This is a genomic window from Microbacterium oxydans, from assembly GCF_000956405.1.
GTDB classification, from domain to species: domain Bacteria; phylum Actinomycetota; class Actinomycetes; order Actinomycetales; family Microbacteriaceae; genus Microbacterium; species Microbacterium oxydans_C.
This window is the reverse complement of the sequence record NZ_JYIV01000030.1, coordinates 153,603-177,682: the sequence shown is the minus strand read 5'-3', so window position 1 is coordinate 177,682 and position 24,080 is coordinate 153,603. Positions and strand designations below refer to the sequence as shown.

The following is a 24,080-nucleotide window of genomic DNA, read 5'->3' as shown; positions in this document are numbered from 1 at the left end:
CCTCGAAGGCGTGAGCCGCGCGCAAACCGTCCGAGACCGCATCGTCGAACGCATCGAGGAGACGGGTTTCGGCGCTCACGGGCTGCACGTCCGCGTCGCAGCCGAGACCGCTGACCACCGCTGGACCGACGACGTGCGGGAGGACGTCCACTCCGTCGCGAAAGGCGTCTGCGTCCTGGCCGCGGGGCTGGCCGCCGACGAGGGTGCGGTGTCGTTCGACGTGCCCGTCGGCACGTACCTCCCCGACTTCGAGCTGGGCGAAGGCGTCGAGAACGTCACGCTGCGGGATCTGCTCTCGATGACCAGCGGGATCGATCTGCCCTGGTCGGAGACCATGATGACCGTCTGGCCCGACCTCGCCCGAGAATTCCTGCGCCGCCCGTCGAACGGGACATCGTTCCAGTACTCCAACGCGAGCACATACACCGCGATGGCCGCGCTCGCCTCGCGCGTCGGAGACGTGGGCGACTATCTCGATGCTCGCCTGTTCCGTCCGCTCGGCATCGAAGACGTGGAATGGGAGCGCAGCCCCCAGGGCCGCATCGTGGCCGGAGGAGGCCTGCCGTTGCGCACCGATGAGCTGGCGCGCCTCGGCCTGCTGATCAGGGAGCGTGGCGCGTGGGAGGGTCGACAACTGATCGCTCCCGAATGGGTCGATGCGATGCACACGGAATGGCGGGTCGCCGGCGAGAACCCGAGCTACGACCGGTACGCCCTCGCCGGATGGGGTGGACCCGGACGGGCCTGGCGACTGCACGGCGCCCACGGCCAGTTGCTCATCTTCCTCGACGACGCCGTGGTCACCATCACCGCCGAGGACCACTTCGGTGCCGACGACATCGCCGCGTTCGCCGTGGAGACGCTCGAAGCCGCGCGGCAGCGATGACCGGTCAGGCGAAGAGCCCCGCGCCTACGTAGGAGCCCGGCTTCGCGCCGGGCGGCACCGCCCAGATACCCGCCCCGACATGGCGGATGTACTCGTTCATGAGGTCGGTCGACAGCCGCCGCTGCAGCGTGATGAACTGCGCGGGATCGCGCTGATACGAGAGGAAGAACAGCCCGGCGTCGAGCCGACCGAGCTCGTTGTTGCCGTCGACGTAGTTGTAGCCGCGGCGGAGGATGCGGATGCCGTCGTTGCGCTCCGGATGCGCGAGACTCACGTGACTGTTGGCATCGATCGCCTTGCTGTGGAAATCCGGAGCGGTGAACTCGTCACCGCCCGAGAGCGGTGCGCCCTGGCCCTTGTCGCGACCGATGATGGTGTCCTGCTCGGAGAGCCGCACCCGGTCCCAGGTCTCGATGAGCATGGCGATCTTCCTGGCCACGAGATAGGAACCGCCGGCCAGCCACGCCGGATCGTCCTTCGCGGCCACCCAGACGTGATCGCTCAGTGCCTCGGTGTCGTCGGCGAGGATGTTCGCGGTGCCGTCCTTGAACCCGAAGAGGTTGCGCGGCGTCGCCTGCGTCGCCGTGGTGCGCGACGTCTTGCCGAAGCCGAGCTGCGACCAGCGCAGGCGCGCGCGGCCGAAGGCTATGCGGCTCAGGTTGCGGATGGCGTGCACGGCCACCTGGGGATCGTCGGCGCAGGCCTGGATGCAGAGATCACCATACGAGGTCTGCGGATCGAGGTCGTCACCGAGGAAGGCCGGCAGCCGCTCCAGACCGGGCGGACGCTGCGCCGCGATGCCGTAACGGTCGCCGTCTTCGTTCTCGAAGAGCCCTGGCCCGAAGCCGAAAGTGATCGTGAGCCCGGCGGCAGGCAGACCCAGCGCCTCCCCTGTGTCATCCGGAGGCGCCTCGGCCGGCCCGCCGACTGCTCCGGTCGCGCTGACCTCCAGGCCCTGGGCCATGCGGGAGGCCGCATAGGACCAGTCCTGCAGCAGGGAGATCAGGTCTTCGCGATCGGTGCGCGGCATCATGTCGAAGCTGGCGAAGTGCAGATGATCCTGCACCGGAGTGGTGATACCTGCCTGGTGCTCTCCGAAGAACTCGTAGGCGGAGTGCGCGTCGTCGGCGGCACGCGCACGCCCCAGTGCCACACCACTGGCGAGACCCGCGCCGGCCCCGACGGCGAGGCCCGCGACGCCTCCGCCGATGGCCAGCCCGAGCAGGCCACGCCTGCTCAGTCCGGTCGGGGCGGATGCCGCGCCCGACGCCTGTTCTCCCTGCGCGGCGTCCGCTTCTGACTCGTTCACGTCCGTGATGGTCTCCCGTATGTCGTCTTGACGACGATCAATCGAGGACCGTGCTGGTGAGCTGCGACAGCGGCTCGGCCAGGGCGTTGATCAGATCGGTGAGCTCGCGCTTGTCGGCGTCGGTCAACTCCGAGTAGTCCACGAAGCCCGCGTCGAGCGAACCGTGCGCCGCGAGCGAATCCTGGAGCGCGGTGTAACCCGACTCGATGTCGGTCACCAGGGCCTTGCCCTGATCACCCTGCGCCACGGCGAAGTCCTGCACGAGCGAGAACGCCATCTTCGAGCCTTCCACGTTCGCCGCGAAGTCGTAGAGGTCTGTGCCGGACCACCAGTCCTCCTCGCCGGAGATCTTGCCGGTCGCGACCTCGTCGAGCAGCGCGATCGCTCCGTTGGAGATACCGCCGATCCCCTGATCGTCGAGCGCAGTCGTGAAGTCGTCGGAGTGCACGTAGTCGTAGAGCTCCTGCACGTCGGCGAGCAGCAGGTCGCCGTAGTCGGCGCGCTCGTCGGGTGTCGACGGTGCCCAGTCCTGCCACGCAGGGGTCTCGCCATCGGCGTTCAGCGCGTCCTGCGCAGGCACCCACAGGTCCTTCTCGATGCGGTGGAAACCCGTCCAATCGAGCTTCTCGGCGACGGCGTCGACTTCACGGTAGTCGATCCGCGGGTCCAGGTCACCCAGCGCCTCCGCGACGGGTTCGATGCGCTCGTAGAAGGCGCGTGTCTGCGGGAACAGCGTGCGCGCGGTCTCGTCGTCGCCGGACTCGTAGGCGGCGACGAAGTCCTCGACGGCGGGGACGAGCTGACCCACCTGGTCCTTGACGAATGCCCCGTAGAGGTCGACCGCCTTCTGCTTCTGTTCCGCGTCGGGCCCTTCGACCGCGACTCGGTCTCCAGTGACCGTGAACGCCGTCTTGCCGACGCCGTCGCCGATCATCCCCGGCTTGCAGAGCGTGTAGTAGTCGCCGGGCTGCACGACCACGGTCAACGTGCGCGACGCTGCCGGGGCGATGTTCTCGACCTCGCCGACGATGCGAAGGCCGTCCTCGGCCAGCAGATAGAACTCCGTCACCTGATCGGTGTCGTTCTTGACGTCGAAGGAGAGAGTTCCGCTTTTCGCCGTCGCTGCTGACACGGCGCAGGCGCTGTCCGTGGACGAGACGTCGAACGCCGCCGTGGCCTGCGCATCGCTCTTCGCGACGCAGCCGCTCAGGACGAGCGCGGCGGCACCCGTGGCGGCCAGCACCCCCAGGATCCGGTGCGAGGTGGTCATGCTGCTCCTTGTGGTGAGAGGGAGGGAGATGTCGACGATGGCTCCGTCGGGCTCTGCGGAGTCGCAGGGCGCTTCGCGCGGAGGCCGCGGATGTAGAGCCATCCGACGATCGAGATGTAGAGGATCCAGGCGACGACCTGCAACCAGGTCATCGCCGGCATGAATCCCACGGTCGCCTGCAGGATCGAAGCCAGCGGACCACCAGGGGCGATCGTCGCCGAGACGTCGAATGCCCAGCCGAACGGGAATGCGGCCCATCCGACGGCGACTCCTCCGCTGACGGCATCGATCGGGGCAAGGGCGGTGAAGGGGCCAGGAAGCGCTCCGGCTTCCTGCAGGTCCATCAGCGCGTAAGCGAGGACACCGGCCGCGACGATCACGAGGAACCCTCCCGTCCACGCGAAGAAGCGGCGCAGATCGAGTCGCAGCGCGCCGCGGGAGATCAGCCAGCCGATGACCACCGCCGCGATCAGGCCGAGCAGCGCGCCCAGCAGCGCCGAGGGTGCGTCGCCGAAGGACTGGATCATCGACCACAGCAGCAGCGTGGTCTCGATGCCTTCGCGCGCGACCGACACGAAGCCGATGGCGATGAGTGCCCACAGACCACCGGCGGTGAGAGCGCGGTCGATGCCGCCCTCGAGCGTGGCCTTCATGCTGCGACCGGCGCGCTGCATCCAGAAGATCATCCAGGTCACCATCGCCACGGCGAGCAGCGACAGTCCGCCGCCGATCAGCTCCTGCGCCTGGAACGTCAGCTCATACGCACCGAAGGTGAGGACGGCGCCGATGCCGAGCGCGAGCACGATCGCGAGACCGACCCCTGCCCACATCTTCGGGAGCACGTCCTTCCGACCGAGACGACGGAGATAGGCGACGAGGATGCCGACGACGAGTGCGGCTTCAAGACCCTCGCGGAGCCCGATGAGAAAAGTGGCGAGCACGGAAGAACACTCTCTTGCAGTGACTGAGGTAAGGCGGCCCTTACCGAAGGTCGACTCTAGCACCGCGATCGACCTGCTCTAAACACGGCCGACGGAAAGTAATGGAGTGCAACACAGGGTCCCCTCCCCGTCCAGCCGACGTAGCCTCGGTCCATGGCTGAACTCTCGCTTCCCATCCTCGATCTCTCCCAGCTCGACGAAGGCCCCGACGCCGCCGCACGATTCCGTGAGGACCTCAGGGCCGCGACACACGATGTCGGTTTCTTCTACCTCACCGGCACCGGAATCTCCCCTGAGCTCGAGGCGCGGCTCCACCGAGCTGCACTCGACTTCTTCGCCCTGCCCGAGGAGGACAAGCTCGCGATCGAGAACGTGAACAGCCCGCACTTCCGCGGGTACACGCGCATCGGCGGCGAACGGACACAGGGGAAGGTCGACTGGCGCGAGCAGATCGACATCGGCCCGGAGCGGGAACCGGTCGAGGGCGGCCCGGCCTTCAACCGTCTCACGGGCCCCAACCTCTGGCCCGCAGCACAGCCGGAGCTGAAGGCGGTCGTGACGGAGTGGCACGACACCCTGACAGAGATCGCCCGCAAGCTTCTGCGCGCCTGGGCTCTCACTCTCGGGGCGGAGGAGACCTACTTCGACGAGCCGTTCCGCGATCCGTCGACCCTGATCAAGATCGTGCGCTACCCGGGAACGGACGAGCCGGAACCGCAGCAGGGTGTCGGAGCGCACAAGGACTCCGGCGTGCTGACGCTGCTGTGGGTCGAACCCGGCAAGGGCGGACTCCAAGTCGAGCGTGACGGCGAGTGGGTGTCGGCTCCCCCGGTGCCCGGCGCCTTCGTCGTCAACATCGGCGAGCTGCTGGAGTACGCCACCGGCGGATACCTCAAGGCCACGAACCACCGTGTGATCTCACCACGGGCACCGGAGGAGCGCATCTCGATCCCGTTCTTCTTCAACCCCGCGCTCGACCAGCAGCTGCCCCTCCTCGAACTCCCCGCTGACCTCGCTGCTCAAGCGACCGGAGTCACCGAGGACCCTGGCAACCCGATCCATGCGACCTACGGCGAGAACGCGCTCAAGTCTCGGCTTCGTGCGCACCCCGATGTCGCGGCCATCCACCACCCCGACCTCGTGAGCGCCTCAGCCTGAGCGGGAGCCACAGTCCCGGACATGACGAAGGCCGCCCCACACCGTGGGGCGGCCTTCTCAAGAATGTTCTGCGCGATTGAACGCAGGGTCGCGGTGCCTCAGCGGCGGAGTCCGAGACGCTCGATCAGCGAGCGGTAGCGCGCGATGTCGATGTCCTGGAGGTAGCCGAGCAGACGACGGCGCTGACCCACGAGCAGGAACAGACCACGACGCGAGTGGTGGTCGTGCTTGTGCTCCTTCAGGTGCTCGGTGAGGTCCTTGATGCGCTGCGTCAGCATCGCGACCTGCACCTCGGGGGATCCGGTGTCACCGGGGTGCGTCGCGTACTCTTCGATGATCGCCTTCTTGACGTCTGCTTCCAGTGCCATAGATTCGATCCCCTTTCAGCTTGTTGCGCGGCGCCCGACGCCTGATGCGTGGGCTCTCTTTATCCGCGGCCGATCAAACGGCAACCTGACGAGTCTACCAGTCGTCGCACCCGTCGGATGACACCGGCGACCGAGGGGCTCGGCCGCAGTCAACTAGGCTCGGATCGTGCAGAAGCAGTTCGAAGCGTGAGCCCCCGACGCGGTCATCTGATAGACCTCTCCCCTCTCGCTTCCAGCCCGGCGTTCGCTCGGATGTGGATCGGCTCGACGCTGGCCGGCATCGGCGGCCAGCTCACCATCGTCACGGTGATGCTGCACGTGTTCGAGTTGACGCAGAACACCTTCGCCGTCTCCATGATCGCGGTGGCAGGGCTCGTGCCCATGATCCTCGCCGGCCTGTACGGCGGCATGCTCGCCGACGCATTCGACCGGCGCCGGGTGGCCCTGATCGCCGCGACCATCACCTTCGCCTCCACGGCTCTGCTGGCCGCGCTCACCTGGACGGGCACGGAGACGATCTGGTGGCTGTATGCCCTGAGCATGATCAACTCCGCCGCCAACTCCGTGGGCATGGCGACGCGCACCGCGATCGTCCCGCGTCTCATCCCGCGTGAAAAGCTCGCCGCGGCATCGGCACTCAACGGCGTCGCCTTCGGGCTCACCGTCATGGCAGGTCCGGCGCTGGCCGGCCTCCTCGTCGCGCTCACCGGATACGGCTGGACCTACACGATCGACGTGGTGCTGATGCTGTCGATGTTCCTCGGACTGTGGACACTTCCGGCGTTGCGGCCGGAAGGAGAGGTCGTCCGCCCCGGACTCGAGTCCCTGGTCGACGGCTGGCGGTTCCTCCGCAAGGCCGGCAACATCCGCATGCAGTACATCATCGACATCATCGCGATGACATTCGGACAGCCGCTCGTGCTGTTCCCGGCGCTCGGCACGGTTCTCCTCGGTGGCGGAGCACTGACCACCGGCATCCTGACGGCCGCGGTCGCCGTCGGGACGTTCACCTCGAGCCTGTTCTCCGGTCGGGTCGTGCAGTATCGCTGGCACGGACGAGGGATCGCGAGGGCTGTCGAGGCGTACGGCGCCTCGATCCTGCTCTTCGGCGCCGTGCTGCTTATCGGAGCGTTCTCCGCACCGGCGAGCGAGACGATGCCGCACGTGGGGCTCATCATCGCCGCATGCATCGCGCTGGCACTTTCCGGCGCCTCGGACAATGTCAGCTCGATCTACCGCAACACCATGATGCAGGCCGCCGTGCCCGATGCGATGCGCGGACGTCTCCAGGGGCTCTTCATCGTGGTCGTCGCCGGTGGACCCCGCATCGGCGCGCTGTACGCGGGAACGCTCGCAACGTTGACGAGCCTCTGGTTCCCTCCCATGCTCGGCGGGTTCCTGGTGATCGCCCTCGTGGCGATGCTCGCCCGCCGCAACCGGCGCTTCCACGACTATGACGCAGAGAACCCCGAGCCCTGAGGGGCCCGGGGTTCCGGTCTCGATCCGTCGCGTCAGTCCTGCTGCAGCGCGCCCTGGAGGTCGAGGCTGATCGTCACGTCCTTGCCGACGAGCACGCCACCGGTCTCGAGCGCAGCGTTCCAGGTGAGGCCGAAGTCCTCGCGGTTGATGACCGTCTTGGCCGAGGCACCGGCCTTGTAGTTGCCCCACGGGTCGCTGCCGAAGCCGCCGAAGTCGAGCTCGAAAGTCACCGGCTTCGTGATGCCGCGGATGGTGAGGTCGCCGTCCACGAACAGGTCGCCGCCCTCGGCGCGAGCGCCGGTCGAGACGAACTCCATGGTCGGGAAGTTCTCGGTGTCGAAGAAGTCTGCGGAGCGGAGGTGCTGGTCGCGGCCCTCGTCCTTGGTGTCGACCGAGGTGACGTCGACGGACGCCTCGACCTTGGCCTCGAGGGGGTTCTCCGGAGCGATCAGGGTGGCGCTCTTGACGCCGAAGGTGCCGCGCACCTTCGAGATCATCATGTGGCGGACGCTGAAGGTGACCTCGCTGTGCGAGGGGTCCAGGACCCAGGTGCCGGGACGGTAGCCGGGGATGTCGATGCTGGTCATTGCTTCTCCTCTGGAGACGTCAGCCGCAGCTGCGGCAAGGGACAGGGGCCGCGTTCACCGCGACCCCTGTGACAACTTACATTCACAAGCATGTATTCCCCTGAATGAAGAATCTCTTCTGAAAACACGAAACGCCCCACTCGCGAAGGAGCGGGGCGCGTCGTGGAACGAGCGGGGATCAGCCGACGGCGACGAGATCGATGATGAAGATCAGGGTCTTTCCGGAGAGGAAGTGGCCTCCGCCGACCGGGCCGTAGGCCAGGTGCGGCGGGATGATCAGTTCGCGGCGGCCACCCACCTTCATACCGGGGATGCCGTCCTGCCAGCCCTGGATGAGACCCTGCAGCGGGAACTGGATGGTCTCACCACGACCCCAGGAGGAGTCGAACTCTTCGCCGGAGTCGAACTCGACCCCCGCATAGTGCACGGTCACGGTGTCACCGGGCTTCGCCTCGGCACCGTCGCCCTCGATGATGTCGCGGACGACGAGGTCCGCAGGTGCGGGGCCGGTGGGGGCGTCGAACTCAGGCTTTGTGCGATCAGTCATATGTCCATCCAACCCGAGCGCCACGGACCGGTCAACGCGTCGGCACCTGCTCACAGCGAACACCACGCAACTTCTTCAGCGCCCCTCGGCAAGTAGCCCTTGACACTCGCGCGGGGCCGGGTGCACCCTGTTTACAGATCAACTCAGCGCCCGGGAGACTCGCAGGCATCGCCGCAGCACCGGGCGCTGAGTCTTGTCACAGGCGGATGGTCGCGCTCGGCCGCGGCCGCACGTCAGTAGGCCAGGAGCGCCGCCCTCGTAGCCCTGGTGCGGATCAGCAGCGCACGCTCGTCGTTCACGGCCATCGGGTCGCGACCGGTGATCGCACGCTGCCGGACCGAGGCCAGCTCGGTCGCGTCCTTGATGAACGATCGCATCAGCGGACGCCGGTCACCACGCAGCTGCGACGCCCATGCGAGTCCCACCTTGCGCCCGGCGGGCGTGGCCAGCATCGTGACCTCCTCGGGGGTGAACCAGCCCGCGGCGGCGTAGTCCTCCAGGCGTGCGCGGGTGAGCCTTGCCTCCTCGCGCCGCAGCGCGACGATACCCAGGATGAAACCGATGAACAGCGGCACCTGAAGAGTGAAGTAGAGCCCGAAGAAGTCCGCGAACGTCGCCGAACCGTTCCAGAGCGCGTGCAGCAGGATCGCTCCGACGAGACCCAGCGCTCCTGCGCCGGCCGCTGACCGCGCCGAGCCGTGGCGCCGAGCCACCAAGCCGATCGCGAAACCGGTGATCGCGGTGAACATGGCGTGAGCGAAGGGAGAGAGCAGTCCGCGTACGACGAACGTCACGGTCAGCTGCTGCCCCCCGCCCTCGATCAGGCTGACTCCGAAGTACTGGATGTTCTCGGTGAAGGCGAAGCCTGCTCCCACCAGAGCACCGTAGACGATGCCGTCGACAGGTCCGTCGAACGCCCGACGGGCGAGCAGGAAGATGAGGAAGACGCCCAGACCTTTCCAGAGCTCCTCGACGAAGGGGGCCTGCACGACCGCACCGAACTCCTCCGACCGGAAGCCGAGCAGGAGCGTCAGCGCCGTGTCGACCAGCAGGGTGAGGCCGACCGCAGCCACCGCACCCCAGGCGATGGCGAACGCCACCAGCCGCTTGGGCTCGGGCTCCCATCGATCGATCAGCCGCACGCCGAGGAACACGATCGTGAGCGGTATCAGCGCGAGGACCAGACCGACAACAGAGGCGAACGATCCGAGCGCCCACACGAAGTAGCCCACGAGCGCGATCAGCAGGAAGCCGAGCACACCGAAGAGCCACAGCGAAATCGTGCGGCCCTTCCTCGTGGGCACGGGCAGAGCGGGAAGCGACTCCGCAGGCGACGGGGCAACCGGAGCGGGCGGAGTGTACGGAGTCGGCTGAGCCAGAGGAGAGGCATACCCGGCGACGGGGCGGCCCGCCGTGACGGAGCCGTCCGCCGTGGTCGACAGAGGCGCGCTCGGATGCGGCGCGGGCGCGTATGCACGCGGTGGCACCTGCCCGGGCGAAGACTGCGAGGCAGGCGGAGGAGCATACGGCGAGGGCTGCTGCGGCTGGGACGGTCCTCCGGAACTCATAGGCAAAGCTTATGGGCACAACGTGGGTGGTCCGGATATGGTGAAGCCCTCCACCCGGCGACCCGCACCCACCCGGTAGCGTAGAAGCATGCGGTTCGCTCACCTGCGCCGTCCTGACTCCCCCCACGCGGCTCTCGCCGTGGTCGAGGGCCCGGACGCCATCCTCGTCTCTGACCTCCTGACCGACCCTCCTGCCACGCTGCAGCAGCTGATCGAGGGAGGGGAAGCGGCACTCGACGCTCTGCGCGGTGCGCTGGAGAACAGCTCCGCGCCGCGGCACCCACTCGACGGGTGGACATTCGACTCCGCCGTACTCACACCGCCCGCAGTGCTCGCCGTCGGCCTCAACTACGCCGCGCACTCCAGTGAGCTCGGTCTGAAGACGGATGCGGCACCGACCGTCTTCACCCTGTGGCCGAACTCGCTCACAGGTCACGAGCAGACCACGTCATGGCCGCGGTCGCTGAGCGAAGCCGTCGACTACGAAGCCGAGCTCGGTGTGCTCATCGGCCCCCCTGCCAAGGACGTCTCCGAGGCCGATGCGCTGTCGCACGTCTGGGGCTACACGGTGGTCAACGACATCACCGCCAGGAACGTCCAGTTCTCCGAGGCGCAGTGGTCCCGCTGCAAGTCGTTCGACGGCTTCACCCCCACCGGCCCCTTCGCCGTGACCGCCGACGAGGTGGCCGACCCGCAGGACCTCCACATCTGGACCGTCGTGGACGGCCACACCGTGCAGGACGCGAGCACCGACCAGATGGTCCGATCGGTGGCGAAGCTCATCGCCCACCTGTCGCAGTCGCTCACGCTGCTGCCCGGCACCCTGATCTCCACGGGCAGCCCCGGCGGGGCTGGCTACTCACGCGACCCGCAGATCTTCCTCCGCGACCACTCCACGGTCACGGTCGGCATCGACGGCATCGGCGAGCTGACCACGCACTGCCGGATCACCGACTGAGCCCAGACGATACGAAGAGGGGGACGGATGCGGCGCATCCGTCCCCCTCTTCGTATCGCGCGATCAGATCTCGATCAGGTCCTCCGACGCGACCACCGGGATCGCCGCGGTGATCGTCTCGAGGCCCGAGAGACGCGCGGGCGACAGCTGCTTGAGGACCTCTTCGCGCGACATCAGACCGGCTTCGACGACGAGGTCGGCAACGCTGCGGTTGGTCAGCAGAGCCGTCTTCGCCAGAGCGGCGGCGGCCGCGTAGCCGATGAAGGGCGTGAGGGCCGTGATGACACCCACCGAAGCGCCGACCATGGCGCCGAGGCGGTCGCGGTTGGCGGTGATGCCGTCGACGCAGTTCACGCGCAGGGTCCACATCGCCTGGCGCATCCAGGTGATCGACTGGAAGATCGAGTGCGCGATCACGGGCTCGAAGGCATTCAGCTGCAGCTGTCCCGCCTCGGCCGCCATCGTCACGGTCATGTCGGCGCCGGCGACGGCGAACGCCACCTGGTTCACGACCTCGGGGATGACCGGGTTGACCTTGCCCGGCATGATGCTCGAACCCGCCTGCATGGCCGGGAGGTTGATCTCACCGAGACCCGCCTGCGGGCCGGACGAGAGCAGACGGAGGTCGTTGCAGATCTTCGAGAGCTTCATCGCGTTGCGCTTGAGCGTCGAGGAGAACGACATGAAGGATCCGGTGTCGCTGGTGGCCTCGACGAGGTCGCCGGCGGTGCGCAGGTCGAGACCGGTGATGTCACGCAGGTGCTTGAGGACGGCGGGGGCGTATCCCGGGTGGGTCGTGATACCCGTACCGATCGCCGTGGCGCCCATGTTGATCTCGAACATGAGGGACGCGTTCTCCGTGAGTCGCGTGTGGTCGTATCCGAGGGTCGTGGCGAAACCGTTGAACTCCTGCCCCAGGGTCATGGGCACGGCGTCCTGCAGCTGCGTGCGACCGACCTTCAGGACATCGTGGAACTCGCGCGACTTGCCCAGGAACGACAGCCTCAGCAGGTCGAGCTCCTCGAGCAGCGAACGCAGCGTCAGCGAGAGGCCGATCTTCACCGCCGTCGGGTACACGTCGTTCGTGGACTGGCTCCGGTTCGTGTGGTCGATCGGCGAGAGGAAGGCGTAGTCGCCCTTCTCGTGACCGGCCATCTCGAGCGCGATGTTGGTGATGACCTCGTTCGCGTTCATGTTCGTCGAGGTTCCGGCACCGCCCTGGATGACGCCGACCGTGAACTGCTCATGGAACTCGCCGTCGATCACGCGCTGCGCTGCGCGGTCGATCAGGTCGGCCCGCTCGGGGTCGAGCACGCCGATCTCCCGGTTCGCGCGGGCACTCGCCTGCTTGACCATCGCGAGACCCACCACGAGGTCGGGGTACACCGAGATGGGGCGCTTCGTGATCGGGAAGTTCGCGTCGGCGCGGGCTGTATGGATCCCCCAGTACGCGTCGACGGGAATCTCCATGCTCCCGAGCGAATCGGTCTCGGTACGGGTCAGGGTAGGCGCGGCAGAAGCCATGTCACATCCTCGTGGGTCGTGGCGGGTGAGAAGGGTGGGGGATGCCCCCAGTCTACGCCGCTCAGCGTGCGGGTTTGCGGGAGAAGGCCTCGAGTCGCTCTTCCGGGCTGAGCCGCGCCATACGCTCCAACCACGCTTCCGAGAAGTATTCGCCGGTCTCCGCTCCGGTCACCGGGATCACCGTATGCGTGATCGTGTCGGCGTACACGTGGACGAGCTGGAACGCCTGTGCGGCGTCCATGCCGTTGACCTCGGCTGCGGGCCGCGCGACGTTCATCGTGTAACAGGTCGCCGACGCGACGCTCACCGGAACCCCGGCGAAGGTGCCGTGGGACGAATAGTGGAGGTGGCCGGCGAGGATGCCGCGGACGTCGCTCCCCCGGATCACGTCGGCGAGTTCGTCCTGGTGTCGCAGCTCGAGGATGTCGAACAGCGGCACATGACTCGGGAGCGGCGGATGGTGCATGGCCAGCAGCGTCCCGGACGGGGCGGGGTCGGCGAGCACCTCGGCCAGCCACGTGAGCTGACCCTCGTCGAGATCGCCGTGATGCCAACCGGGCACGCTCGTGTCCAGCGCGATGAGCCGGACGCCGTCGAGATCCCAGATGCCCGTGACAGGCTCTTCCGTCGGCTCCAGACCGAGCATCTCGGCACGCAATGCCGGGCGCTCATCGTGATTGCCGGCGACCCAGACGACGTGCGTGTCCAACTCCGCGGCCACCGGCTCCACGGCTGCCCGGAGTCGGCGGTACGCATCGGGCTCCCCCAGATCGGCGAGGTCGCCGGTCACGACGATCGCGGTGGGATTCGGATGCACCGCCCTGATCGCCTCCAGCGTGCGCGCGAAGTTCTCCTCGACGTCGTAGCGTCCCCCCAGCTTGGCGCCCCCGGCGAGGAAATGCGGGTCGCTCACATGGATGAGTGAATGAGACGCGAGCTCATGCCGGCCGAACGCGTAGGGGCTGCCTGATCCTGCGGACATGGCTTCAGCCTATGTCCGACCGGTGACCCAGGAGCGGGACCTGCACGGCTCGCCGTCGATCAGTGGCCGAGCACCAGGAGCAGGATCCCGCTGATCACGGCGACACCGCACAGAGCGAAACAGGCGTAGGCGCCGACGAGCGCGAGGGACTTCTGTCCCTCGGTCAGCGGGCTCTTGCGGGCGGCCTTCGCGGCCTGCTTCTCGGCGCGCTTCAGCTCCTTCTCCGTGATCACGGTGATCGCGTCGGTGAACTCGGCAGGGCTGACGACAGGTGCGCGACCGCTGCGCACGAGGAGGCGCAGCCCCAACGCGTAGAAGGTGACGATGGCCGCCGCACCGATGAGGGCGGCCGCGAACACCTGGAGGAAGGCATACCAGTCGATCACGACGCTCATTCGGACTCTCCGTTCCGGTCGGCGTCGGCTTTCTGCGTCGGCGACGCGGTCTTCGATGCCTTGGTGGTCGCTTTGGCGTCAGCTTTCTTCTTCGCCTTCGCTGCCGCATCCTTCTTGGCCTTGGCCTTGGCATCGGCCTTCGCCTTGTCGCGTGCCTCCGCGCGAGCCCGAGCCTCGGCCTTGGCCTGCTCGATGCGCTGCTGACGCCTCGTCGGCGGTGGCGTGTCGGGCAGCTCGATCGCGCGGCCCGATTCGGCGACGTCGCTCATCGCGTTCGCCGGCGTGACGGCGTTGCGCCGTGACCGCATGAACAGCCCGAGGATGATGGCCAGCGCGATGACGGCGTCGATCACGACACCCCAGTTGCCGAGCCAGACCACGAGCAGCGCCGCGAGTGCTCCGACGCCTCCCGCAGCGGGGAGGGTCAGCAGCCAGCCGACACCGATACGCCCCGCGGTCCGCCAGCGCACGGTGGAACCGCGGCGTCCGAGACCGGACCCGATGACCGAGCCGGAGGCCACCTGCGTCGTGGAGAGCGCGAAGCCGAGGGCACTGGAGGCGAGGATGGTGGCCGCGGTCGAGCTCTCCGCGGCGAAGCCCTGCGCCGGCTTGACGTCGGTGAGCCCCTTGCCGAGCGTGCGGATGATGCGCCAGCCGCCGAGGTAGGTGCCGAGAGCGATCGTGAACGCACACGCGATGATGACCCAGAGCTCGGGCTCGTGGTGCGCGCCGGACTGCCATCCGATGGTGATCATCGCCAGCGTGATCACACCCATGGTCTTCTGCGCGTCGTTCGTGCCGTGTGCGAGCGCGACCAGGGACGACGTGAAGATCTGCCCCCACCGGAAGCCGTCGCGCCCATCGGGCTTCCCGTCGTAGCGGCGGGTGATCGAGTAGGCGATCTTGGTGGCCGCGAACGCGATGAGGCCGGCGGTGACAGGAGCGATCAGCGCCGGGAGCACGATCTTCGAGAGCACCATGCCGAAGTCGATGCCGCTGATCCCCGCGCCGACCATGGTCGCGCCGATCAGTCCGCCGAAGAGGGCGTGGGACGAGCTCGACGGCAACCCGAGCAGCCAGGTCAGCATGTTCCAGGTGATCGCGCCGATCAGTCCGGCGAAGATCAGTGACAGGAACAGATCAGTCCCCGCGTCGATGATCGCGTCTTCGCGGATGATGCCGCCGGAGATCGTCTTGGAGACCTCCGTCGACAGGAAGGCGCCGACGAGGTTGAGCACCGCGGCGAGGAGAACGGCTGTCTTGGGCTTCAGCGCGCCGGTGGCGATCGGAGTCGCCATGGCATTCGCGGTGTCGTGAAAGCCGTTGGTGAAGTCGAAGAAGAGTGCCAGCGCGATGACAAGCACGACGATGAGGGCTGCGGTTTCCACCGTTCGCTTTCGGTCGTTGAGGAAGAAGGAGATGTCGACGGGATCGACGTGACGAACGAAGAGTTCACCGTGGGTTTGACTTCCGTTAACCGGCCCCGGTAAATCCTCCCACCGTCCCCCGTGCCGGTCAACTCGACCTGGGATAGCGTGAGACGGTGACTGACGCTCCCGCCACCGACCGCCGCTCGACGCTCCGCACCCATCATGGTGACACCTTCGACGATCCCTACGAATGGCTCCGAGCCAAGGATTCCGCAGAGGTCATCTCCCATCTGGAAGCGGAGAACGCGCACACCGATTCCGAGACCGCGCACCTGGCCGACCTGCGAGAACGTCTCTTCGAGGAGATCAAGGGTCGCGTCCAGGAGACGGACCTCTCCGTCCCGACCCGCCGCGGCGACTGGTGGTACTACAGCCGCACCGAAGAGGGTGCGCAATACGGCATCCACTGCCGCGCGGCCGCCGAGCCTGGCGACTGGACTCCCCCGCGCCTGGAACCGGGAGTGCCTGTCCCCGGCGAGGTCGTGCTCCTCGACGGCAACATCGAGGCCGAGGGCCACGAGTTCTTCTCGCTCGGCGCCTTCGACACCTCCGACGATGCGACCAAGCTGCTCTGGTCCACGGACTTCGAGGGCGACGAGCTCTACACCGTGCACGTGCGCGACCTCGCCACCGGCACCACCCTCGACGACGAGATCCCGAACACGGGCGGCGCCTTCTTCACCCCGGACGGCACCGGCGTGCTCTACACGACCCGCGACGAGGCCTGGCGCCCCGACACCCTGTGGCTGCATCGGCTCGGCACCCCGGTGTCCGAAGACGTGAAGCTCTTCCACGAACCGGACGAGAAGTTCTGGCTCGGTGCAGGCATCACCCGCAGCCGCCGCTACCTCGTGATCGCGGTCGGCTCGAGCATCACGAGCGAGGAGTATCTGGTCGATCTGCACGGCGACCTCACCGCCGAACCGCGCCTCGTCTGGCCACGTCGCGAAGAGGTCGAGTACTCGGTCGAGCACGCGGTCGTGGACGGCGAGGACCGACTGCTCGTGCTCCACAACGACGGCGCGCTCGACTTCGAGCTGGTCTCCGTGGCGGCCTCCGACCCGCAGGGTGCCCGACACGTGGTGCTCGCCCATGAACAGGGAAGGCGCCTTCTCGGAGTTGACGCGTTCCGTGACTTCGCGACCGTGGAGTACCGCCGCGAAGGACTGGAGCGCGTGGGTCTGCTCGACTACGCCACAGACCTCGTCGAAGAACTCGCCTTCGACGAACCGCTCTACTCGGCGGGCGTGAGCGGCAACCCGGAATGGCACTCCCCGTTCCTCCGCCTCGGGTACACCTCTTTCGTGACGCCGGGAACCGTGTACGACCTCGACCTGGCCACCAGGGGACTCGTGCTGCGAAAGCAGGTGCCGGTGCTGGGCGGCTACGACCCCGGGGACTACGGCCAGCGACGCGACTGGGCGACCGCCGCCGACGGAGTCCGTGTGCCGATCTCCCTCGTCTGGAAGCGCTCCTTCGGAGAGCCGGGAGCGGAACCGCGCCCCGTGCACCTGTACGGCTACGGATCGTACGAGCACTCCATCGATCCCGGATTCTCCGTCGCCCGCCTCTCCGAGCTGGACCGCGGGGTCGTCTTCGCCGTGGCGCATGTGCGCGGCGGCGGCGAGATGGGTCGGCAGTGGTACGAGGACGGCAAGCTCCTCCACAAGCGCAACACCTTCACGGACTTCGTCTCCTGCGGCGAGCACCTCGTCGAGACGGGTGTGACCACTCCGAACCGGATGGTGGCAGAGGGCGGCAGCGCCGGTGGTCTGCTCATGGGCGCCGTGACGAACCTCGCACCCGAGCTGTTCGCCGGGATCCTCGCCGGGGTACCGTTCGTGGACGCCTTGACGACGATCCTCGACCCCTCGCTCCCCCTCACCGTGATCGAGTGGGACGAGTGGGGTGACCCGCTCCACGACCCGGAGGTCTACGCGTACATGAAGTCGTACAGCCCCTACGAGAACGTCCGCGACGGTGTCGAGTACCCACGGATCCTCGCGGTCACCTCGCTGAACGACACCAGGGTGCTCTACGTGGAACCGGCGAAGTGGGTGGCTCGTCTGCGCGAAGCCGGAGCTGCCGATGTGCTGCTGAAGTGCGAGATGGTCGCCGGGCACGGCGGTGTGAGCGGACGCTACAACTCCTGGAAGGAGCGGGCGTTCGAACTCGCCTGGCTCCTCGACACGCTCGGCCTCGCCGAGGTGTGACACCGGCGCACGTTCGCGGGTGCTCGCGTTCGCGGGTGAGCGTGCGGGCGTGCGGGTAAGCGTGCGGGTAAGCGGGTGAGCGTGCGCGGGAGCGTCCGTGCGGGTATGCGTGCGCGCGCTGGCGTGAGCCTTCGCGCGCGGGGGTGAGCGTGCGCGAGAACAGGCGATCACGCCAGAACAGGCGGGGTTCGAGGCAAGCTGCCTGTTGCGGCGCGATAGCCTGCCGCCCCGTTGTCCGCTCGCCCCGTTGTCCGCTCGCCCCGTCGTCCGCTCGCCCGAGGACTCGGGGGTAGCGGACTACTCCTGCACGATTGGCTCCTCGCTGTCTCGTGTCCTCCGTCCGCGCGCAGAGCGGCGCTGTCGCCCCTCGGTACGAGGCAGGCTCGACGTGTGCCGAAAACGACAGTCGAAGAGTGGGTTCACTTGCACAACGGGATCGCGCACACGTCGGTGCTCCGAGCAGCGGGCTTCAGCGAGCACAGCGTGCGGCGCGCCGTCCGGGAGGGCCGGTTGAGGTACGTACGCCGCTCGTGGGTCGTCACTCCTCGGTGCGATCCGCGGCGAGTGAGCGCTGCCTCCGTCGGCGGGCGCGTGACGTGCGTGAGCGCCGCGAGCGTCCGAGGGTGGTGGGACGTGCCAACGGACGCGTTGCATGTCGCACTGCCCCACAGCGCTTCGCGATTCGATGCGTCCGGCCTTCTCGTCCATCGTGCGCGTGGACCGGTGCCCGTGCATCGGCGGGCCACCGAGGAGCCCGCTCTGAACGTGCTCTTCCATGTGGCGCGGTGTCTGCCTCCGGTCGACGCCCTCACCATCTGGGAAGCAGCGGTACGCAGGGAGGCCGTGGATATCGATGTCCTCGCGAGGGTGCGGTGGCGGTCCCGCGCCGCGGACGACCTCACCGTGTGCGTCAGCGGCCGATCCGACTCAGGGCCCGAGACGGCGTTCGTCTCGCTCATGCGTGGGATCGGCGTGGAAGTACGACAGCAGGTGTGGGTCGACGGACATCCACTCGACGCGATGATCGGCGAATGCCTCGGCATCCAGATCGATGGTTTCGCGCACCACAGCGCAGCCAAGGATCGACGTCGCGACATCCGCGCGGATGCCCGACTCGCGCTACGCGGGTACACAGTCCTCAGATTCGACGTCCAACAGGTGCTCCACGACCCCCGATACGTCGAACAGACCGTTCAGGTAGCCATCGCCCAGGGACTGCACCGGCACCGCACGCAGGGCTGATCCTCCGCTCAGTCCCGCCGGACGTGCAGCCCGAGCGTGCAGGTGCAGCGCGTCCAGGGCCGACCTCACACCGCGATGCAGCGTCGCACGCGCGAGAACAGGCCAACACGCGAGATCAGGCCACCCTCGCACAGGGTTGCCTGTTCCGGCGCGATCGCCTGACCCGACGCGGGCGGACAGCGAGACCCGGGCTCAACCGAAGAGCGCGGCGGCTTCGTCGTAGCGGTAGCGGGGAACGGTGTTCAGCTCGCCGAGTGCGTCCGCGAACGGCACGCGCACGATGTCGGTACCCTGCATCGCGACCATCTGGCCCCACGCACCGTCGACGATCGCGTCAGCGGCATGCAGTCCGAGCCGCGTCGCGAGCACACGGTCGAAAGCGGAGGGCGATCCGCCACGCTGGATGTGTCCGAGGATCGTCGCACGCGTCTCGATGCCGGTGATGCGCTCGATCTCTGGGGCGAGCTGGTCGCCGATGCCGCCGAGGCGCGGACGATTGAAGGCGTCGAGCCCCTTGTCGCTGTATGCCTCGTCCATCCCGAGCAGCTTGAAGCCCTCCGAGACGACGACCAGGGGTGCGCGTCCGCGGTCATGGGCGCTGGTCACGAGCTCCGTGATGTCGTCGATGGACATCGGCACCTCGGGGATGCAGATCACGTGCGCACCAGCGGCCATGCCGGCGTGCAGCGCGATCCAGCCGACGTGCCGCCCCATGACCTCCGCGACCATGCAGCGCTGGTGCGAATCACCGGTCGTGCGAAGACGGTCCATGGCATCCGTGGCGATGTTCACCGCGGTGTCGAAGCCGAACGAGTAGTCCGTGGCCTGCAGGTCGTTGTCGATCGTCTTGGGGACGCCGATGACCTTGATCCCGTCCTTCGCGAGGCGGTCTGCTGCGGCGAGTGTCCCTTCCCCGCCGATCGCGATGATTCCGTCGATCTTGTGCCCGTAGAGGGTCTTCGCGATGTTGTCCGCTCCCCCGCGCTCTCCCTCGTACGGGTTGGTGCGGCTGGTGCCGAGAATGGTCCCGCCGACCTTCGACAGGCCCTTCACCTCATGTCGGGTCAGCGGCATGAAGTCCCCGTCGACCAGACCACGCCAGCCGTCGCGGATGCCGACGAACTCCAGGTCGTAGGTGGTGGTGCCCTTGAGCACGATGCCGCGGATGACCGCGTTGAGGCCGGGGCAGTCGCCACCGCTCGTCAGGATGCCGATCTTCATGCTGGTGCCTTCAGACGTTCGGGGAATGGGGGGAAAAGGCGACGCTGCCTTCGATCGACCCTAGCGCCCCGGCATGCTCGGGCGCCATTCGGGCGCGACGAAAAGCGTCGATCTTGACGACTCCATCCGCCGATATCGACGAACTTCCCGATCGGCGCCCTTGCGAGCCTCGATCTCGCGTTAAGAACAGCGGTTCTTGAGGCTCAGATCCCGCCGAGCGCCTGGCGCAGCAGATGCATGAGCGCCGCCAGCTGTACGGGCTCGCCCGCCGACTCCTCGACCGCTTCGCCATCGAGCGCACGTGCCGCGAGCCCCTGCTTCTGGTCGATCAGCTCCGCGATCTTCGTGTCGATCGTGTGCGCGGCGATGATCCGCCAGGCCGTGACTGGCTCGTCCTGGCCGATCCTGTGCACGCGGTCGATCGCCTGGGTCTGCTCGGCAGCCGTCCACGACAACTCGGCGAGCACGACGTTCGACGCCGCCTGCAGGTTGAGTCCGACACCCGCCGCGGTGAGGGAGCACACGGCGATGCCGACCTCGGGGTCGCCGTTGAAGTCATCGATGGCCTGCTGCCGGACAGCGGACGTCTGGTCTCCGCGGATCGACACCGAGCGGATTCCTGCCGAGGCGAAGTGCGCCTCCGCCTGGTCCATGACGTCGATGTGCTTCGCGAAGAACACGACCTTGCCCACCGATCGCTGCAGCTGTGCGGCATAGTCGGCCGCCAACGGAGCCTTCGCCTGACCGATGCGACGCACCATGGTGAAGACGTTGTCACCACCGGTGCCGGCGGCCTTCGACTCTTCGAGCTCGTTCTGGGCGACGAGCCGCACGATGTCGTCGTCGATCTCCCCAGGCGCGAGGCCACGATCTCCCCGAGCCTCGATGATGCGGCGGTAACGCGCGGCGAGGCGCTCCCCCAGTTCGCGTTCGGCCTGGCGGATGCTGCGCCCGAACTCGTCGTCGAGCTGCACCGGCAGATCGGCGATGAGCTTGTCCGGAAGGTCCGCCGCCACGTCCTTCTTCTTGCGTCGGACGATGCCCATCGAGATGACCGCGTCGCGCGCTTCAGGATAGAAGGCCTTGTCCGCCGGTGTGAAGCCCGTCGCGTCGAGCTTCTCCATGAGCTCAGGGCCCGGCTTCTCGCCGGTCGTCCACCCGAGGAAACGCCAGATCGCGTCGAAGTCCTCGACGTCGTTGATCAGCGGCGTGCCGGTGAGGGCGAGCATCAGAGGGTTGTGCCCCGGAGTGCGTTCGCGCACCTGGGCGGCCAGCGACAGCACGTTCCGCGAGCGCTGCGACGAGAGGTTCTTGATGAAATGTGCCTCGTCGACGACCATGCCGCGCAGACCGATCGAAGCCAGCCACGACATGTGACGGTCGAGGATCTCGTAGTTCACGATGAACACGTCGGCGAAGGCGTCGATATCGTCGCCGTCTCCCTGTATGACCGTGGCGCGACGCTGCGGCGTCCACCGCTCGACCTCGCGCGCCCAGTTCATCTTCACGACGTTGGGTACGACGACGAGCAACGGGTACGCACCCGCGACCGAGGCCGCGAGCACCGACTGCGCCGTCTTGCCGAGACCCGGTTCGTCCGCGAGCAGGAAGCTGCGGTGGCCCGCCTTCACTGCTTCGAGGAAGCGCGACTGGTGCACCATGACCTCGAGCCCCTTGGGCGAGACATGGTCGAACTCCGGAGCGGGCGGAAGATCCATCGATGCGGCAGCGCCGCCCGCGCCTGTCTCGAATGCCTTGTACAGCGGGCCCATCAGCTCCCAGCCGTCCAGACGACGACGCGGGGTCGCGGACGGACGCGGCGTGAGATCCGGAGCGAGGAACGGGTTGGCGAGCTGCCTGGCCTCGACCGATGGCGGAGTGACCTGGCGCTCGGCGATCGCGGCGGGGATCACCGAGATCTGCACAGGGGCCGCATCGGCGATGATGAGCTCTTCCGGGGCGAGCTCGGCACCCGATTCGAGCAGCCAGTCTCGGCGCATCCGCTTCGCCACCGGCGACGTCGCCTGGTCCGCCTCGAGCAACTGGATGAGTGACGTGTCGCGAGCCGCGGTCTTGGCGAGGATCGTCGCGACCCCGTCGAGGCGCTTGAGCAGTTCAGCGCGCGCGGGGTCGCTGATCTCGGCGTCTGCCTTCACCCTGGCGCGCTCTTCACGCACCAGGAAGGCGATCACCTGGAACTTGACCCGATTCGTGGGTCCGAGCTTCCCTCGCTGCGACTTCGCCTCGATCTCGCGCACCTTGCGCGCCAGGATCGGGATGAGGGGTGCCTCGTCATCGCGACGGGACGTCTTCTTGCGCCGCGTGGCGGCGGTTGCCGTGGTCGGCATGCTCCTCCTGAGCGTGAAAGCCCCGGCTTCCCCAGGAAGCCATGGGCCGTTCTCGTTGTCCGCGTGTGGCACGAGCCAGGACCGTACGAACAGTGGGTCGTCTTCCCGTCGAGGCACGCGAGACTCGCGAAGTTCGGCGGGAGCCGCTACCCATTCTATGTCATGACGCCCGAACGAACGCGATTGGCGATGCCGAGCCGCGCGTCTCGACCCGTGGCCTCAGCGCCGGGAGACGGGCCCGCTAGGCCGGAAGTCCGAGCGCGCGCGCGGCATCCGTCACGTCCGCGCCCATCTGCACCATGAGCTTCTCGATGCCTTCGAAGGCGACCATGCCCCGCAGGCGGTCGACGAACTCGACCGTGACGTCGTGTCCGTAGAGGTCGAGGCCGGTCTCACCCAGCACATGCGCTTCCACCTGGCGGACGAGCACGTCATCGAAGGTGGGGTTGGTCCCGACGGAGATGGCGGAAGGGTGTCGGATTCCTGTGTCGTGGTCGACGAGCCACCCTGCGTAGACGCCGTCTGCCGGCACGAACGCGTCGACGATGGTCGACAGGTTCGCGGTGGGGAATCCCAGCTCGCGTCCACGCTTGAGACCGTGCACGACCTCTCCGCGCACATCGGGGTACCGCCCGAGCACGGTCGCAGCCGACGCGACGTCGCCCTCCATCAGGAGTTCGCGGATCCAGCTCGACGAGACGCGCCGTTCGGACCCGGGGAGGTACACGTCGTCGACCACCTCGACCGAGAAGCCGTACCGCGGGCCGAGCTCGCGCAGCAGCTCCGGCGTTCCCGCTCCCCTGTTGCCGAAGCGGAAGTCCTGGCCGACCAGAACCGTGGAGACCTGCAGGGCTCCCACGAGGATGTCGACCACGAAGTCCTCCGCGCTGCGGGCCGCGAGCTCCTCGTCGAACGTGAGCACCAGAGTGGCATCCAGGCCGAGCTCGCCCAGGAGCTCGAGCTTGCGCTCCACCGTGACCACGTTCTCCGGGCACCGGTCAGGGCGGATGATGGCGAGCGGGTTGCGGTCGAACGTGACCGCGACGGAGCGGCTCCCCGTGGCGGCCGCTGCGTTCTCGAGACGTGCGATCACCGCACGGTGGCCTGCGTGCACACCATCGAACTTGCCGATCGCGACCGCGCTCGGACCGAAGTCGCGCGGCACGTCCTCTGGGCTGCGGAAGATGATCACGCGTCGACCTCGACGGGGCGCACCACATCGGCGGGTCGGTGCGTGCGCAGCCACCAGACGCCGAACACCGGAAGGACCAGCGGGATGAAGAGGTAGCCGCGCCCGAACAGCGACCACACGGTCTCGTGCTGGAAGAGGTCGGGCAGCAGGAGACTCAGCAGTCCGACCACCAGGACGCCTGTGAGCTCGAAGACGATCGCCACCCAGGCGACCGTGTACCAGCCGCGGTGACGAGCCAGCACGAGGGCGAGCGTGGCGAGGATGTAGACGACGGCAGCGAGTGCGGAGAGCGAGTACGCCAGCGGCGCCTCGTCGAACCGACGCACGATCTGCACGAAGCTGCGACCTGTGGCCGCCAACGCCATCACGGCGTAGACGATGACGAGGACGCGACCGATTCCGGTCATCCGAGAGGAGGGGGCGGTGGAGCTCATAGCGCATTCCATCCTAGAGCCGTGGGAA

Annotated in this window: 21 protein-coding genes; 6 read left to right on the top strand and 15 right to left on the bottom strand. The window is 67.6% G+C overall.

The features are described 5' to 3' along the window. The first annotated feature begins 10 nt into the window (after positions 1–10). Positions 11–886: a serine hydrolase domain-containing protein gene (locus RN51_RS16230; protein ID WP_045265078.1), complete on the top strand. Its 876-nt coding sequence runs from the start codon at positions 11–13 to the stop codon at positions 884–886. A gap of 4 nt (positions 887–890) precedes the next feature. Here the strand turns inward: RN51_RS16230 and efeB are convergent, their stop codons facing one another. The 3 genes from efeB to efeU are packed head-to-tail and all read right to left on the bottom strand — an operon-like array spanning position 891 to position 4,406. Then, on the bottom strand, positions 891–2,195 hold the full coding sequence (efeB, locus tag RN51_RS16225) for an iron uptake transporter deferrochelatase/peroxidase subunit (RefSeq protein WP_197073276.1): 1,305 nt from the start codon (positions 2,193–2,195) through the stop codon (positions 891–893). A gap of 37 nt (positions 2,196–2,232) precedes the next feature. Next, entirely contained in the window at positions 2,233–3,465 is a 1,233-nt protein-coding gene (gene efeO, locus RN51_RS16220; RefSeq protein ID WP_045265076.1) for an iron uptake system protein EfeO, read from the bottom strand. Continuing rightward, on the bottom strand, positions 3,462–4,406 hold the full coding sequence (efeU, locus tag RN51_RS16215) for an iron uptake transporter permease EfeU (RefSeq protein WP_045265075.1): 945 nt from the start codon (positions 4,404–4,406) through the stop codon (positions 3,462–3,464). The genes efeO and efeU overlap by 4 nt, the downstream gene beginning before the upstream one ends. A 153-nt stretch (positions 4,407–4,559) precedes the next feature. Here efeU and RN51_RS16210 point away from each other — a divergent pair, with 153 nt between their 5' ends. After that, the gene (locus RN51_RS16210; protein ID WP_045265074.1) at positions 4,560–5,564 is read left to right on the top strand and encodes an isopenicillin N synthase family dioxygenase; all 1,005 of its coding nucleotides are present in this window, start codon (positions 4,560–4,562) and stop codon (positions 5,562–5,564) included. 98 nt (positions 5,565–5,662) lie between these two features. On the opposite strand, the gene rpsO is transcribed toward RN51_RS16210, so the two are convergent. Then, positions 5,663–5,932: a 30S ribosomal protein S15 gene (rpsO, locus tag RN51_RS16205; RefSeq protein WP_017830938.1), complete on the bottom strand. Its 270-nt coding sequence runs from the start codon at positions 5,930–5,932 to the stop codon at positions 5,663–5,665. A gap of 186 nt (positions 5,933–6,118) precedes the next feature. Here rpsO and RN51_RS16200 point away from each other — a divergent pair, with 186 nt between their 5' ends. Next, positions 6,119–7,411 (top strand): MFS transporter, encoded by a 1,293-nt coding sequence (locus tag RN51_RS16200; RefSeq protein WP_082066631.1) that lies wholly within the window; start codon positions 6,119–6,121, stop codon positions 7,409–7,411. 32 nt (positions 7,412–7,443) lie between these two features. Here RN51_RS16200 and RN51_RS16195 read toward each other — a convergent pair whose 3' ends face one another. The 3 genes from RN51_RS16195 to RN51_RS16185 all read right to left on the bottom strand — a co-directional run bounded on the left by RN51_RS16195 (position 7,444) and on the right by RN51_RS16185 (position 10,113). Further along, positions 7,444–7,998, bottom strand: a complete 555-nt coding sequence (locus RN51_RS16195) for a YceI family protein (RefSeq protein WP_045265072.1) — start codon at positions 7,996–7,998, stop codon at positions 7,444–7,446. Positions 7,999–8,176: 178 nt separating this feature from the next. Next, complete coding sequence (locus RN51_RS16190; RefSeq protein WP_045265071.1) at positions 8,177–8,545, bottom strand: FKBP-type peptidyl-prolyl cis-trans isomerase; 369 nt, start codon at positions 8,543–8,545, stop codon at positions 8,177–8,179. A 233-nt stretch (positions 8,546–8,778) separates the two neighbouring features. Next, positions 8,779–10,113: a PrsW family intramembrane metalloprotease gene (locus RN51_RS16185; protein ID WP_231579331.1), complete on the bottom strand. Its 1,335-nt coding sequence runs from the start codon at positions 10,111–10,113 to the stop codon at positions 8,779–8,781. A gap of 88 nt (positions 10,114–10,201) precedes the next feature. Here RN51_RS16185 and RN51_RS16180 point away from each other — a divergent pair, with 88 nt between their 5' ends. Beyond that, the gene (locus tag RN51_RS16180; protein ID WP_045265070.1) at positions 10,202–11,071 is read left to right on the top strand and encodes a fumarylacetoacetate hydrolase family protein; all 870 of its coding nucleotides are present in this window, start codon (positions 10,202–10,204) and stop codon (positions 11,069–11,071) included. 63 nt (positions 11,072–11,134) lie between these two features. Here RN51_RS16180 and RN51_RS16175 read toward each other — a convergent pair whose 3' ends face one another. The 4 genes from RN51_RS16175 to RN51_RS16160 form a co-directional block, all read right to left on the bottom strand. Further along, positions 11,135–12,595 carry an aspartate ammonia-lyase gene (locus RN51_RS16175; protein WP_045265069.1) on the bottom strand — a complete coding sequence of 487 codons (1,461 nt, stop codon included), beginning with the start codon at positions 12,593–12,595 and terminating at the stop codon, positions 11,135–11,137. Positions 12,596–12,656: 61 nt separating this feature from the next. After that, entirely contained in the window at positions 12,657–13,577 is a 921-nt protein-coding gene (locus RN51_RS16170) for a phosphodiesterase (protein ID WP_045265068.1), read from the bottom strand. 59 nt (positions 13,578–13,636) lie between these two features. After that, entirely contained in the window at positions 13,637–13,972 is a 336-nt protein-coding gene (locus RN51_RS16165) for a hypothetical protein (protein WP_045265067.1), read from the bottom strand. Continuing rightward, a complete protein-coding gene (locus RN51_RS16160; RefSeq protein ID WP_045265066.1) occupies positions 13,969–15,360 on the bottom strand; it encodes an inorganic phosphate transporter in 1,392 nt (463 codons plus the stop codon). The genes RN51_RS16165 and RN51_RS16160 overlap by 4 nt, the downstream gene beginning before the upstream one ends. Positions 15,361–15,515: 155 nt before the next feature. Here RN51_RS16160 and RN51_RS16155 point away from each other — a divergent pair, with 155 nt between their 5' ends. Beyond that, positions 15,516–17,615 (top strand): S9 family peptidase, encoded by a 2,100-nt coding sequence (locus RN51_RS16155; RefSeq protein ID WP_045265065.1) that lies wholly within the window; start codon positions 15,516–15,518, stop codon positions 17,613–17,615. A gap of 633 nt (positions 17,616–18,248) precedes the next feature. Further along, positions 18,249–18,857: a DUF559 domain-containing protein gene (locus RN51_RS16150; protein WP_231579330.1), complete on the top strand. Its 609-nt coding sequence runs from the start codon at positions 18,249–18,251 to the stop codon at positions 18,855–18,857. 192 nt (positions 18,858–19,049) lie between these two features. On the opposite strand, the gene RN51_RS16145 is transcribed toward RN51_RS16150, so the two are convergent. The 4 genes from RN51_RS16145 to RN51_RS16130 form a co-directional block, all read right to left on the bottom strand. Then, positions 19,050–20,078 (bottom strand): 6-phosphofructokinase, encoded by a 1,029-nt coding sequence (locus tag RN51_RS16145; protein WP_045265063.1) that lies wholly within the window; start codon positions 20,076–20,078, stop codon positions 19,050–19,052. A gap of 203 nt (positions 20,079–20,281) precedes the next feature. Next, positions 20,282–22,426, bottom strand: a complete 2,145-nt coding sequence (locus RN51_RS16140) for a DEAD/DEAH box helicase (protein WP_045265062.1) — start codon at positions 22,424–22,426, stop codon at positions 20,282–20,284. A 241-nt stretch (positions 22,427–22,667) separates the two neighbouring features. Further along, a complete protein-coding gene (locus RN51_RS16135; RefSeq protein WP_045265061.1) occupies positions 22,668–23,618 on the bottom strand; it encodes a bifunctional riboflavin kinase/FAD synthetase in 951 nt (316 codons plus the stop codon). Further along, positions 23,615–24,052, bottom strand: a complete 438-nt coding sequence (locus RN51_RS16130; protein ID WP_231579329.1) for a hypothetical protein — start codon at positions 24,050–24,052, stop codon at positions 23,615–23,617. Before RN51_RS16130 ends, RN51_RS16135 begins: the two co-directional genes overlap by 4 nt. Positions 24,053–24,080 lie beyond the last annotated feature (28 nt).